13 protein-coding genes and 1 pseudogene are annotated in these 13,757 nt (G+C 43.1%); 9 read left to right on the forward strand and 5 right to left on the reverse strand.

The features are described from left to right. Positions 1 to 106 precede the first annotated feature (106 nt). A complete protein-coding gene (gene yaaA / locus ACS8FD_RS12350) occupies positions 107 to 895 on the reverse strand; it encodes a peroxide stress protein YaaA (RefSeq protein ID WP_439276125.1) in 789 nt (262 codons plus the stop codon). Between the two features lie 387 nt (positions 896 to 1,282). On the opposite strand from yaaA, the gene ACS8FD_RS12355 reads away from it, so the two are divergent. The 6 genes from ACS8FD_RS12355 (at position 1,283) to ACS8FD_RS12380 (ending at position 6,005) form a co-directional block, all read left to right on the forward strand. Continuing rightward, on the forward strand, positions 1,283 to 2,458 hold the full coding sequence (locus tag ACS8FD_RS12355) for an NAD(P) transhydrogenase subunit alpha (protein ID WP_439276126.1): 1,176 nt from the start codon (positions 1,283 to 1,285) through the stop codon (positions 2,456 to 2,458). A 130-nt stretch (positions 2,459 to 2,588) separates the two neighbouring features. After that, positions 2,589 to 2,939: a proton-translocating transhydrogenase family protein gene (locus tag ACS8FD_RS12360; protein ID WP_439276135.1), complete on the forward strand. Its 351-nt coding sequence runs from the start codon at positions 2,589 to 2,591 to the stop codon at positions 2,937 to 2,939. 14 nt (positions 2,940 to 2,953) lie between these two features. Then, positions 2,954 to 4,336, forward strand: a complete 1,383-nt coding sequence (locus ACS8FD_RS12365) for an NAD(P)(+) transhydrogenase (Re/Si-specific) subunit beta (RefSeq protein WP_439276136.1) — start codon at positions 2,954 to 2,956, stop codon at positions 4,334 to 4,336. Positions 4,337 to 4,477: 141 nt separating this feature from the next. After that, positions 4,478 to 5,029 carry an acyl-CoA thioesterase gene (locus tag ACS8FD_RS12370; RefSeq protein ID WP_439276127.1) on the forward strand — a complete coding sequence of 184 codons (552 nt, stop codon included), beginning with the start codon at positions 4,478 to 4,480 and terminating at the stop codon, positions 5,027 to 5,029. Positions 5,030 to 5,253: 224 nt separating this feature from the next. Next, positions 5,254 to 5,463 (forward strand): Fe-S cluster assembly protein IscX, encoded by a 210-nt coding sequence (gene iscX / locus ACS8FD_RS12375; protein ID WP_021812734.1) that lies wholly within the window; start codon positions 5,254 to 5,256, stop codon positions 5,461 to 5,463. Between the two features lie 56 nt (positions 5,464 to 5,519). Then, positions 5,520 to 6,005, forward strand: a complete 486-nt coding sequence (locus ACS8FD_RS12380) for a GyrI-like domain-containing protein (RefSeq protein ID WP_439276128.1) — start codon at positions 5,520 to 5,522, stop codon at positions 6,003 to 6,005. Between the two features lie 79 nt (positions 6,006 to 6,084). Here the strand turns inward: ACS8FD_RS12380 and dapE are convergent, their stop codons facing one another. Both dapE and ACS8FD_RS12390 read right to left on the reverse strand, forming a co-directional pair. Further along, entirely contained in the window at positions 6,085 to 7,296 is a 1,212-nt protein-coding gene (gene dapE, locus ACS8FD_RS12385) for a succinyl-diaminopimelate desuccinylase (protein ID WP_439276129.1), read from the reverse strand. A gap of 52 nt (positions 7,297 to 7,348) precedes the next feature. Continuing rightward, positions 7,349 to 8,104 (reverse strand): 2OG-Fe(II) oxygenase, encoded by a 756-nt coding sequence (locus tag ACS8FD_RS12390; RefSeq protein ID WP_439276130.1) that lies wholly within the window; start codon positions 8,102 to 8,104, stop codon positions 7,349 to 7,351. Between the two features lie 166 nt (positions 8,105 to 8,270). On the opposite strand from ACS8FD_RS12390, the gene ACS8FD_RS12395 reads away from it, so the two are divergent. Then, positions 8,271 to 9,155: a 23S rRNA (adenine(2030)-N(6))-methyltransferase RlmJ gene (locus ACS8FD_RS12395; RefSeq protein WP_439276131.1), complete on the forward strand. Its 885-nt coding sequence runs from the start codon at positions 8,271 to 8,273 to the stop codon at positions 9,153 to 9,155. 9 nt (positions 9,156 to 9,164) lie between these two features. Beyond that, a complete protein-coding gene (pssA, locus tag ACS8FD_RS12400) occupies positions 9,165 to 10,121 on the forward strand; it encodes a CDP-diacylglycerol--serine O-phosphatidyltransferase (protein ID WP_439276132.1) in 957 nt (318 codons plus the stop codon). Between the two features lie 98 nt (positions 10,122 to 10,219). Here the strand turns inward: pssA and ACS8FD_RS12405 are convergent, their stop codons facing one another. Continuing rightward, positions 10,220 to 12,259 (reverse strand): ATP-binding response regulator, encoded by a 2,040-nt coding sequence (locus tag ACS8FD_RS12405; protein ID WP_439276133.1) that lies wholly within the window; start codon positions 12,257 to 12,259, stop codon positions 10,220 to 10,222. 220 nt (positions 12,260 to 12,479) lie between these two features. Beyond that, positions 12,480 to 13,115 (reverse strand): response regulator, encoded by a 636-nt coding sequence (locus tag ACS8FD_RS12410; RefSeq protein ID WP_439276134.1) that lies wholly within the window; start codon positions 13,113 to 13,115, stop codon positions 12,480 to 12,482. A gap of 264 nt (positions 13,116 to 13,379) precedes the next feature. Between ACS8FD_RS12410 and ACS8FD_RS12415 the strand changes: the two are divergent. Beyond that, positions 13,380 to 13,493, forward strand: a pseudogene (locus ACS8FD_RS12415) (ESPR-type extended signal peptide-containing protein); the annotation flags it as partial. Positions 13,494 to 13,757 lie beyond the last annotated feature (264 nt).

Raw genomic sequence — 13,757 nt, forward strand, 5'->3', positions numbered from 1 at the left:
CAGAATAAGTCATCGTTATTAATATCTTTCTCTCAGTTTTAAAAGTATTGTATCTTATTTATAAAAGACTGACTATAGTATGCGAATAGTGTATTATCTTAAAAATTTATTGATCTCCCTCATCGCGCTGAAAAGTCCACGTCTTATCATCAGACAGCTCATCGACATAATAGTACCCCGCCAGATCAAAACCTTTAAGCTGCTCGGCTTTGGTCAGCTTATTATCTGCGGCATATTTCACCATCAGCCCGCGCGCTTTTTTGGCATAAAAGCTAATCACTTTATACGTACCATTTTTTTCATCTTCAAATCTAGGAGTGATGATTTTTGCGTCTAAGGCCTTTTTCTTTACTGATTTAAAGTATTCATTGGACGCTAGATTGACAAGCACCTTGTCATCGCTATCCGCCATTTGCTTATTGATAGCATCGGTGATTTGCTCACCCCAATACTCATACAAATTATCACCACGCGCGTTTTTTAGTTTAGTTCCCATCTCTAAACGATATGGCTGCATGAGATCCAAAGGTTTCAATACTCCATATAGACCAGACAAGATACCCAAATGCTCGTTGAGATACAGCATGGTCTCTTTATCCATCTCGTAGCTGGCAAGGCCAGTGTAGACGTCACCATCGAACAAGTAGGCAGCAGGCTTGGCATTCTCAGAGTCATGCGGCATCTGCCATACTTGATTACGCTCTGCGTTAAGCTGCGCTAAATCATCAGAGATGCTCATGAGTTCCTGCAAGTCAATCGGGTCTTTGGCTTTGAGGTTTTTTATCAGCTGGGCGGCGTCTTCAATGAGGGCGGGCTGGCTATAATAGTTGCCAAGGTTTAAGGGCACAGCGTCCGTTTCATTTAAGGATTTGGCAGGCGAGAGGACGAAGTACATAAGAGCTCCTTATTTATTAGATTTTATCGGATGTTTGTTAGCTGACTCTACCATAGCATAAAGACTATATTGTCAAGCAGCTAGTGCTTAATCCTTTAATATTGAATTATTACGATAATAAAAGTTATAGCAAAAATGGAACTGTTAACTTTTTATTTACTTATGAGTCATCATTAAACAATGAAAGGTAGGGGACGATGTCTCTATAATAAAAAAAGATGATGAAGATAGTATTATCATTTAGGGAATTGATAATCTTTGCTCAGTGCTTTACTTCACAGAGTACTAGCTGAGCAGGGTTTTTTTTGCGCCCTCTATTTTATCACTCAATATATCCATAAAGCCAAAGCTTGTGATTAGTCAAGTATTTGCATGTAAGGAGACGATATGAAAATCGGTGTTATCAGTGCAGACAGCACGCATGAAAGCCGCGTAGCACTCACCCCAGACGCAGTCAAAAAGCTGCGTAAGCTTGGGTTTGAGGTCGTCGTTCAGTCAGGCGCAGGTCTTGCAGCCTATTATACAGACGACAGCTATCAAACGGCTGGTGCTGACATTGCTAGTAGTAGTAATGAAGTGATTGAACAGTCCCAAATTATTACCACTATCAGTGACTTACCAGCTGAGCTCACTGAGACGCTAAAGCCCAAGCAAATTGTCGTTGGGATGCTTGATCCTTATCGTAATACTCAGCTAGATACTTATGCAGCTAAAGGCGCTACTGTCTTTGCGATGGAGCTATTGCCGCGTACCTTGTCGCGCGCGCAAAATATGGATGTCTTATCTTCACAAGCCAACCTCGCCGGTTATAAAGCGGTGCTCTTAGCAGCCAATGAGTACTCACGTCCGTTCCCCATGTTTATGACCTCAGCGGGTACAGTCAAGCCTGCCAAAGTCGTTATCTTAGGTGTCGGCGTGGCAGGGCTACAAGCGATTGCTACGGCTAAGCGTTTGGGCGCTGTCGTTGAAGCGAGTGATTTGCGTCCTTCTGCGCGCGAGCAAGTCGAGTCGCTTGGCGGTAAATGGTTAGACGTACCGATGAGTGAAGAGGAAGCGCAAAAGGCTAAAGCAACCGGCGGTTATGCATGGACGCCCTCAGAGCAATATATAAAAGATCAAGCGGCAGTGGTAGATAAAGCCCTAAGCGGTGCTGATATCGTCATTACTACCGCGCAGATACCAGGTCGTCAAGCGCCGCGATTGGTGCATAAGACTACGCTCGATAAGATGAAAGCGGGTTCAGTGTTGATCGACATGGCAGCGGGCACTGGCGGTAACGTTGAAGGCGCAGTTGCTGAGCAAACCATCACCACAGATAACGGTGTGCGTATCGTTGGGGCGGCAAATATTCCGTCCATGCTCGCCGCGCAGTCTTCAGATCTTTATGCCAATAACTTAGTGAATTTTATCACGACTTTGATTGCTGAAGAGGATGAAGCCTCAGACACTGCAAATACTAATGCCGCACCGAACAAACTAGCACTTCATTTAGATATGGAAGATGAGATTCAAGGCGCGCTCGCGGTGACCCATGACGGTCAAGTGCGTTTGGCTAAGCGCTAAGCTGCTGATTACTAAGCGATCTGAGCTATGAGTCTTTTTGATATCACTAATGAATCTGCCAGTAACGAATAAATTTTAGGAGGATAAAATGATTGCCACTATTTTAGCAGCAGCGCCAGCTGGCGCCGCCATGGCTAGCACGCCATTCGTAGCAATTTTTACCGTATTTGTACTCGCTATCTTTGTGGGTTATTACGTGGTTTGGGGTGTGACCCCAGCCCTACATACGCCTTTAATGGCGGTCACCAATGCGTTATCTAGTATTGTGATTGTCGGTGCGATTTTGCAAACCGTCGTTATCGATAACCAAGTGTTTACGGCGACGAGTTTGATCGGTGCATTTGCTGTGTTTTTAGCCAGTATTAATATATTTGGCGGCTTCTCAGTGACGGAACGTATGCTTTCTATGTTCAAACCCAAACCCAAAAAAGTAGCGACGCCAGCTACTGATGCTGCAAATGAGAAGGGAGGCAATGTATGAGCGATTTTTCAGCGATGATTGCTACGAATGCGGACTGGTTTTATTTAGTCGGCGCTATTTTATTTGTCCTAACCTTACGTGGACTCTCCAGCCCAAAGACCGCTATCCGCGGCAACCGTTTGGGTATGGTAGCGATGGCTATTGCCGTCATTACTACTTTCTTCTTAGCCGAAGGTCCAATCATGTGGATGATCATCGGCGCGATGGTACTAGGGGCAGCTGTCGGTATTTGGAAATCAAGAACCGTAGCGATGACCCAAATGCCAGAAACCGTGGCTTTGATGCACTCCTTAGTCGGCCTAGCCGCAGTAGCGATTGCCTTGGCAACGGTATTGCATTCTGATCAAGAGTACAATACGGTCACGCGCTTAGAGCTATTTATTGGTTGTTTTATCGGTGCCATTACCTTTTCAGCATCCGTCTTTGCCTTTGGTAAACTGGCGGCAAAAAGCTGGGCAAAAACGGTCAATGGTGGCTGGGTCAAGCCGGTACAAGCGTTATTATTTATCGCGATGATTGGTTTTGGTGCGGTATATTTTATTACCGACTCACTACCTGCCTTCTACGTGATGACGGTATTAGCTATTGCCTTTGGTTGGATGTGGATTGCACCAATCGGCGGCGGTGATATGCCAGTAGTCGTGTCACTCCTTAACTCGTTCTCAGGTTGGGCAGCAGCCGGTATTGGTTTTACCCTAGGTAACTCGATGCTTATTATTGCCGGCTCACTAGTGGGTTCATCAGGTGCGATTCTATCCTACATCATGTGTAAGGCGATGAACCGCTCATTGATTAATGTCTTATTCGGCGGTATAGGCAGTGCAGCAGTCGCTGGCGGCGATGATGATGGCGCACCGAAGAACTATAAGTCAGGCTCAGCAGAAGACGCAGGCTTCCTTATGTCCAATGCTAGTGACGTAATCATTGTACCGGGTTATGGTATGGCGCAAGGTCGTGCACAGAATGCGGTCAAAGAGTTATATGAGCTATTAAAAGAAGAGGGCGTCAACGTCCGCTTCGCCATTCACCCCGTTGCCGGTCGTATGCCTGGTCACATGAACGTACTGTTAGCAGAAGCTGACGTTCCTTATGATGACATCATGGAGATGGACGAGATTAACTCTGACTTCGCTAGTACCGATGTGGTACTCGTCATTGGTGCTAATGACGTGGTCAACCCGTCTGCGAAAGACGATCCAACGTCACCGATCTTTGGTATGCCTATCTTAGAAGTGACCAAAGCGCAAACGGTTATGGTCATCAAGCGCTCAATGAGTACTGGTTATGCTGGTCTTGATAATAGTCTCTTCTATATGGATAAGACCATGATGATCTTTGGCGATGCCAAGAAGATGGTTGAAGAGATGGTACGCAGCATTAATGGCGGCGGTCATTAATTAGCTTTTAGTATTTTCTATTAAGTTTTCAGGCAAAAAAGTCACTCCGGTGGCTTTTTTGCGTTATGGTATAGCGCCTTTATTTCACTTATAAAATATAATCAGTTATAACACACAAAATAGACGTTAAAAGAGTTCTTTATGAATATGTTAATCCGCTTTTTTATTATGACAAGCTTGCTCAAACAACAGCTCAAGCAGCAAAAAAAGAGTGAAGTCAGTGCTAATAAAACCCTAGATAGCAAAACTTTGAGCGCGCCGATTGTTCGCCATTATCGAGTATTGCCGCATGATATGGGCTTTCGCGATCACCTGCCTAATTATCGTTACCTATCTTTTATTGAGCTGAATATTACCCGCTGGCTTATGGCTTGTATCCATCAAAAGGATATTAAGCCTTTAAACTGGGTCATCGCTATGCAAGAGATGATCTATCTCAAAGAGATTAAGTTTTTGGATAAAATGACGGTTAGTAGTGAGCTTGCAGGTTGGGATAACAAATATATCTACTTTGAAAGCCGCTTTTTTGTCAAAAGTCAGCTCATGGGCGTTGGTATGACTAAGTTTGTGTTAAAAGATAAGCAAGGCAACAAGTGCGCGCCAAGTGTGCTGGACATGAGTGATGAGCAGCTAAGTGATATTATTAATAGTTGGAATCAGCATCAAGTAGCAGTTAAGTCTGAGAGACGTTGAAAAATTGCACTGCAGTTTTAGTCTCGCAAGAGAAAATCCTTTAAATAGGATTTTCTAGGGTTTAATAATTCGCATCATTGGTAATTTCACACACAATTAAAAGTGTTTAAAAAGCACCATACAACAGCTAATATCGACTCTAAAAATTTATCTATATACAATTAGTGAGTGAAGTTTGTTAGGATAGCAAGCATGACTTTTATAATAACGATAGAGGTGAGATTATGACTCCACAAAAACTAAAATGGACTGATAGCCTAGATATCGCTATCGAGCTATACGAAAAGTTCCCTGAAACTGATCCACAGTATATCCGCTTTACTGATTTGCATCGCTGGGTGACTGAACTTGAAGGCTTCGATGATGATCCGCAAAAGTCCAACGAAGGCATCTTGGAAGCGATTCAGATGAACTGGATAGATGAAGCCGATTAAATAAATCTTATGGTTCGTAAAACTTTTATCATCTCTCTAATTTATCAGGAAACATTATGAGCTCACAAGTTAAAGAGCTATCGACTGCGATAGCTTGTCGAGGTATCAGCGTGCGTACGACCAATCTCGCTGAGACCAGTTTTGAAACCGCGAAACTTGGCCGTCTATGGCAAAAGTTCTATCAAAATCATGTAGAGCACCTTAGCGAAGGCGAAGATATTTATGGCGTTTTTCATAATTATGAAAGCGAGGACTTAGTTGGCGCGTTCGATGTGGTCGCCAGCTGGAATACCGCTAATCATGAAGACAATGATAAAAGTTCGGCTGAATTAGTAACCGTGACTATTCCTGCAGGCAAGTATTTGGTGTTTACCGAAGAAGGCAGAATGCCGAATACGGTGATGAACGCCTGGGAGAAAGCATGGGAGTATTTTCATAATCCAGATTGTGCGCATACTCGCACTTACAATGTCGATTTTGAGCATTATATTGGTGGTAATTTAGAATACGGCCAATTGGATCTTTATATCGGGATTGAGTGAAAAATAAATCATCATATAATAAAAGCGCCAAGTCAGTGATTACTGGCGCTTTTGCTTTTTTTTGAATAACAATAAAGGATCAATCCAACAGCAGATTTTCTAATATGCCCTCATAAATTTGCGCCAGTTTTCCTAAATCATCCACTTCAACTTTTTCATCGACCTGATGAATAGTCGCGTTACGTACGCCAAGTTCAACCACTTGTGCGCCAGTCGGTGCGATAAAGCGGCCATCAGAAGTTCCGCCAGAGGTAGAGAGGGTGGTATTTGTACCTGTTACCGACTTAATCGCATTTTGGCAAGCCGATACCAGCCTGCCTTCTGGAGTCAAAAAGGGCTGACCGGATAACTTCCAATGGATAGCGTATTTTGCGTCACTATTAGCAAAATTTTTGTCAAAGATCGCATGGGTCTTTTCCTTTAACTCATTTTCAGTCGTTTCTGTAGAGAAGCGGAAGTTAAAGACTACGTTTAACGTTTCTGGAATGACATTAGTCGCGCCGGTGCCACCATTAATATTGGAGATTTGCAAGGAAGTCGCAGGGAAGTAGTCATTGCCAGCGTCCCATTTCGCTGCGGTCAGCTCGCTTAGCGCTGCCATCGCTGCATGAATCGGATTGCTTGCTAAATGCGGATAGGCGACGTGACCTTGCTTACCCGTCACTGTAAGCTCTGCCCCTAATGAGCCGCGACGACCGTTTTTGATGATATCGCCGAGCGTGTCGGTACTTGAGGGCTCACCAACGAGACAGTAGGTAATTTTCTCTTGCCGAGCTTCTAAGGTTTCGATGACTTTGACCGTACCATTGATAGACGGGCCTTCTTCATCTGAAGTAATCAACAGAGCGATCGAGCCTTTATGCTTGGGATGATTGGCAACGAAACGCTCGGCGGCAACCGTAAAAGCAGCAATGCCCGTTTTCATGTCAGCGGCACCGCGCGCCCAAAGATAGCCATCAGCAATAGTCGGAGTAAAAGGTGGATACGTCCAATTATTAACCTCACCGGTAGGCACGACATCGGTGTGACCCGCGAAGCAAATCACCGGATCAGCCGTGCCGCGCCGCGCCCATAAGTTTTTTACCTCGGCATGCTCGCCCGTTTGGTTTTTATCTCCATAATACATAAACTCGCAAGCAAAACCTGCCTGCTCAAGTCGCGTAGACAAGATATCTTGGCAGCCGTCATCATCAGGCGTCACCGAAGGGCGTTCAAGCAGTTCAATGCTTAAGTCTAGCGTCGCTTGTTGATGGTTTTGCGCTAAGATGTTCTTGTTATTATTGTCTGACATAAGAAACCTTGTACTAGAAATAATTTATTTAAATGAATGATTTAACAGATCGCTAACCTTCTTCAACAAAAGGCACCAAGCCGTCACGGCGCATCCACGTCGCGATAGAGTAACGTTGACGATGGGCAATTTGCACTTGATGCTGTAAGTCGCTATTGAAGATAATCAAGCGATTGGCGAGCGGCATGACTTCATTATGGACACCGTGGTTATCAACGATTTCTACCGCACCGCCGTCGATTGCTTCCCATTCATCGTTGAGATAAAACACCGCAGATATCACACGCTCATCACGGCCTACTGGGTTGTCACTATGCCACTGATAGCCAAAGCCTGGTGGATAGCAGGCATAATGCGCTTCACTATGACGAATACCGGTAAATAGCGTACGGTTCAATAGAGCCGCTAGTGCATTGATAGAGTGCAGATAATAAAACCCAGCAAAGAAATCTTTGGTAATCCAGCGAATGTTATCACCGCGAATGTTGCTCACCCGAATGCCAGCGGTAAGCTCTGCTTCACGATAGTTAATAAAACCACTCTCCGCTTGCAAAGCAAGCAGGGCTTTATCCGTAAAGACATTATCAAGAACCAGCCAGCCGTCCGAAACTAGGGTATCAAGCGCGCTATCGCTGAGCCTATGCGTCCAATCAACAGCAAAGTCAGACAATTGCAATACATGCTGGGTTAGGCCCTCAGCGCTCGCGCCTTGTTTATCATCAGGAGTAAGCTGCGGCGGATTGTCTATACCTATGGGGTTGTCAACCGCTAGAGGGGTTATTTTAAGGTTACTAATAATCGTTGTCATGTCGTCCCGTTACTCTTTACCAATGCTCTATCAGTATTCTACTAGCGCTTTATCAACGCTCAATCAACGTCTAATTACCAAAACCCACGTTATCTTTTAAGCTTCCTATGCTACCATAGATGCAATTTTCCGCACTTAAACTTTTTGAGATTATGAACTATACCTTATGAATTATAAACATGCCTACCACGCAGGTAACTTTGCCGATGTGGTGAAACACATTTTACTTGTGCAACTGCTTAATCAATTAAGCCAAAAAAACAAACCCTTTTATGCCCTCGACGCTTACGGTGGTCGTGGCTTGTATTCGCTGGCAAGCGAAGAGTCGCGTAAAACGGGCGAAGCTAAAGGCGGTATTCAAGCTTTATTGAAAGCTGATGATATTGACATGAAAAAAGCGCCCGCCGCCGTTAAAGATTATATGGAAGGTATCAAGCAAGCGCGTTTTACTTATGATAATAAAGTCTATCCGGGTTCGCCTTGGTGGATTGCCCATCATATCGAAAAATATCCTGATAGCGGCGTACGCGGTGAGGCTTTTGAAGCCAAAGCAAGCGAGTACGATGCGCTGAATTATCAGCTGCATAAGCTGCCGATTGGCATTCATCATCGCGATGCTTTTGAAGGGATTCGCGCGGTGATTCCTCCTGCTGAGCGTCGCGGCTTAATATTTTTAGATCCGCCTTACGAGCAAGAGCACAAAGATTTTACCCGTTTGGTTGACTTATTAGTAGCTTCTTATGACAAGTGGCCACAAGGGACTTATGCGCTATGGTTCCCGATCAAAAATATTGACGCAGTTGAGCTATTCTACAAAAAGTTAAAGCGTACCGATATCAGACGCCAGCTCATCTGTGAGCTCAATGTTTATCCAAACGATGTTGCCGTTGGTTTGAATGGTACGGGTATGCTGATTATCAATCCGCCTTGGCAGTTTGACAATCAGGCGCGTGAGATACTACGCTTCTTACAGCCTGCGCTTAAAGTCGCTGATGCGCCCAATATGACCCCTGATAGCGCGACCAATGTGCGCTGGCTGGTCGGCGAATAAGGACAGGTTATGAGTACGAATAATGGCAGTAACAGTATTAACAACGGAACCGATACAGCTATCGAGAATAAAGCTATCGATAAGACGGACCAAGCTACTGAGCTGCCGCTCAATGATAATCTAGATCATATTAGCGATAGTGCCGCGACGCAGCCGCCTTATATCGATGAGCATGAGTTTAATATTCGCTTAGCGGATAATGACGATTATGAAGGTCTAACCTTTGAAGTTATTGAAGCAGAAGTTGCCGAGGGTGAGCAAGTAGTGAGTCGCGGTGTTTATCTAGCGCCCAACTTAATCACTACTTTGTCGTTATTGTCTGGTTTTTATTCGATTTTAGCGAGCACCAGTGGCGAGTTTTACAAAGCCGCTTTAGCGATATTTTTATCGGCTATTCTGGATGGCGCTGATGGGCGTGTAGCCCGTATGCTTAATGCGCAGAGTCCGTTTGGTGAGCAGTACGACTCTTTAGCTGATTTATTGGCCTTTGGCATAGCGCCTGCTATTTTAGTTTATAGCTTTGCTCTAGAGCCGTTAGGGCGTATTGGTTTGGGCTGTGCTTTTGTCTTTACTGCTTGCGGCGCATTTCGTCTGGCGCGTTTTAACGTGCAAGTGGGTATCGTTGATAAAAAGTACTTTGTGGGTCTTGCCAGCCCCTTAGCGGCGATCTTAGTTACAGCCGCAGTCATGGTTGCCATTGACCACAATGAATGGGTGGGTCAATACGACACCTTAGTCATGATTTTGTTCGCCGCGTGGGTGGTGATCTGTGGTCTACTGATGGTCAGTAACGTCAAGTATTATAGCTTTAAAGAGTTCGATAAAAAGAAAGTGCCTTTTGTAGCCTTAATCATTGCCGTTCTCATTCTAAGTATTCTTATTTATGATATTCCCGTTGGTATTTTAGCCATCGGCATTATCTATGCGCTGTCGGGTATTGTGACCACGATAAAGGCTAAGATATAAAACCGACATCGAATCATAAACATCTCTATTTACCATCGTAAGCCGCTTATCTAGTAAGCGGCTTTTTCGTATTTAGGTTGGCAATGATGACAGGCTTTTTAAAGCGCTTTTGCCGTGAGTTGCTGCAAGTGATGGCGTAAGATAAGAGGGTCTATAGGTTTATGCAGTATGGTCGGGTTGATAGCTTTTGTCGCTTTGAGTAACTTAGGTGAAGTATTTGCTGTTAGCAGAATAAAGGACGCTGAGTCATAACGAGCAGTACTACTGGCGTTCTGTATAGCGATGATGACCTCTTCGCCAGTTTCTTTGTCCGCTAAGCGATAATCAGAGATGACAATATCAGGTTGATGTACCTCAAAAGCAGCGACCGCTTCTGCTACTGTTTGAGCAGCAACAGCCTTACAGCCCCAGACCTCTAATAAAAGCTGCATTGATTTGAGAAGAATATCGTCGTCATCGACTACTAATACCGTTTTTCCTGATAAATGATTAACGACGGTATTGCTATAGAAGATATTCTTATCATCTTTTTCGCAAATAGGCAGGACTATGGAGAACTGTGAACCTTCATGCAGCGTAGACTTTACTTCTAGATCCGCTTTTAGTAATTCAGTCATGCCTTTAACAATAGCAAGCCCGAGCCCTAATCCTTGATTGGTAACATTATTACGCTCTATTTGATGAAAGGACTTAAACGCTTGTTCAACTTCTGTTGCTGTCAGGCCACTACCAGTGTCCCATATACTGATACGGCAGTACTCTAGCGCCAGAGAAGAGTGACTTGCAGATAGTTTACGCACGCCAATAAAGACACCCCCTTTATGGGTATAGCGTATGGCATTACTGATTAAATTTCTTAGGATTAGTGCCAGCATTATAGGGTCTGTCATTACACACAGGGTGGTAGGTTTGAAGCGTAAAGATAGCTGTTTATGCTGAGCTTGTATGCCAAACTCATCGACCAAGTTTTGCAGAATACTATTGAGTTCAGTCGGAACGAAATGAGGGGTCATCTCTCCACTTTCCAAATGAGCGTAATCCAATACCGAATTGAGCATCTCACGACTAGATTGGCTAGCAGAACTGGCATAATTTACAATCTGTGCTTGCTGACTATCAAGATTAGTATCCTTAAGCGCTTCAATGAATAAGCTTAAGGCTTGTATTGGCTGACGTAAATCATGGCTGGCGGCAGCCAAAAACTGAGTTTTGGCTAAACTGGCTTTTTCTACTTGTTGCGTTTTTATTTGTAGCTGTGCCACTAGATTGTTGTTCTCTAGGTAAATCACAATTGCTTTAAGCGTATTGGTTGACGTATGCTTGGCAAAGAAAATATTAAAAAACAATAACCCTATAACCGCAATTGCCAAAACACTAAATCCAGCCCCGTCTATGTATATAAGCAACAGCCCCCACATAAACATACTAGGTAATACATAAGCAATGTAGACTCGCCAAAAGATGGCTACGCTTGAAATTCCTCCGCTCAATACACCCAAATGCAGTCCCAACAGTATAATAACTTGAGTGGAATTTTGAATATTGGTCATAAACGCTTTACCAATAATGAGTGCCCAAAGACAAGCAATCGCAAAAGTACAAATGAAAAGAACGCTATAGACAGCATAATGCGCTAAGTAGTGATCATGGCCTTTAGAAGTGGACTGCGGTACCTCATAAGTCAAATTAAAAAAAGAACCGGCATAATTATCAGGTAATTGATAATCAAGGCTGTTTGTAGTCGGGCTCTGTTTTTGATTAGCGTTATCAGTTATGTTTTTATCTGTGATTTGCTTTACTAAAGTTTTAATTTTTTGCCAGTTCAACCAACAGACATAGAGGATAATAAGATGAAAAAAGGTCCAGATTATAATCAATAGTTTGGCAGGATTGATCTCATTAATAGGCACGCGCTGCAGCATAGCGATAAATATAGGTAGGCAAAAAACCATAGCAGCAAAAAAGAATAAAACCAATACTGCAAATATTTTCCTCAAAAAGCCCATGTTCAAAGTGTCAGGTCTGCTAAGGATAAGTCTTACAGAGAGCCATAGCACGCCTATTATTATCGTATGATAGGCCAGCCAAATCGTATTTAATGCTTGCTGATTGGCACTTGAATCATAAGTGACAAACATAGTCGCAAAAAAACAAAGGCTGATGAACATAAGGCCTAAAAGCGCTAAGGGTAGATTCCTAAGTAACAGTCTAATCTGTGCGGCTAAGACTAATTTATGATTATAGGTGCTAGGGATTATGCTAGGAAGGGTTTCGATATCGTCGTCATACATAGTCAATAATCCATATAAGTCCTATATAAAAACTCTTGCATAGACCCTCATAGCTGAAAAGCTACGTTTATTCTGGCCTAGCAAGATAACCGGCTTGTTGAGCGGCAATGATGATTTTGGTGCGGTTATGGACCCTGAAATGATCCATCAAGGCGACGATATGATTACGCACAGTGTTCTCACTCAAGGACAGCTTATCAGCAATATATTTATTGCTATGGCCTTCTGCCATAAGCGCTAATACTTCTAACAGCCGAGTACTTAGTAAAGTTTTAGCTTGGGTAACAACAGGGGATGGCTGTGTTTGGATTTGGAGGTGATCGCTTTTGCTCGGCAAGCGGCTCATCAATAGAGATTGCACTGTATTGCAGATAAGGGTGGAGTCCGTATTTTTATGCAAAAAACAACAAGCACCTAGCTCTAATGCTCTATTGATCTCTTCGTGATTGTTCAGAGCAGACAATAGCATAATACGCGCTTCTGGCCAGCGCTGCTGGAGGATAATCATGCCGTCAATACCATTGAGCCCTGGTAGACAAATATCTAGCAATATTACATCGATTTCTTCTTCAAGGCCTGTCACATCACTGATTTTTTCAATTTCAATAATCTCAGCGTCTATTTTATTTTCTAGGATAAGACGCAGTCCTGCTCGAAACAAGGCGTGATCATCTACTAATAAGACGATTTTTTTTGTTTTCATGTGCTCTATCCGTTAGCTGCTTTGTCTGTATTTCCTTACCGTTTACTCTAGTTAGTACAAATGTACCATTATCAATAGCAGATTTCTTACTTACAATAGGCAACACATTGTTTAACTAGCGTTTGAAAACATTACTCTATTGTATTACCTTTAACGAATGTATTTTATAAATAAACATTTTTTGACACGTAGTAGATAGTGTAGCAGCTTTAGTAATGAAGGGAAGCTAATAAAAGAGTATTTATTACGTGAAACCATGTTTATTGCTTCATCTTCAATCATGGTATTGGCTGTTATATAGCAGTAAGCGAAATTGCCAAATCAAGTAGCAAATCTAGCAATTCAGCTACGGTTGGAAATGTGATACCTAATAATTAGAAAACTAGTTACTAGAACGCTAGGTATATCAGATGATCAATTCTCTATTAATAGCGCGTTTGGGTGTAGCGGTAGCTAAAATGGCGGTAATCGGTAATTAATATAGGGGTCAGCTATACTTTTGATTAAAATGATCTTTGATCTATAGTTTCTTAAAGAGCCTACCATCAAAACGATAGTAGGCCTATCCCACCCAAGCAACTGATAGATATACAAATAATCACACCCTACAAACTAAATCAAAATAAATCCAAAACAAAGCTT

Source organism: Psychrobacter sp. 1U2 (genome assembly GCF_051847575.1).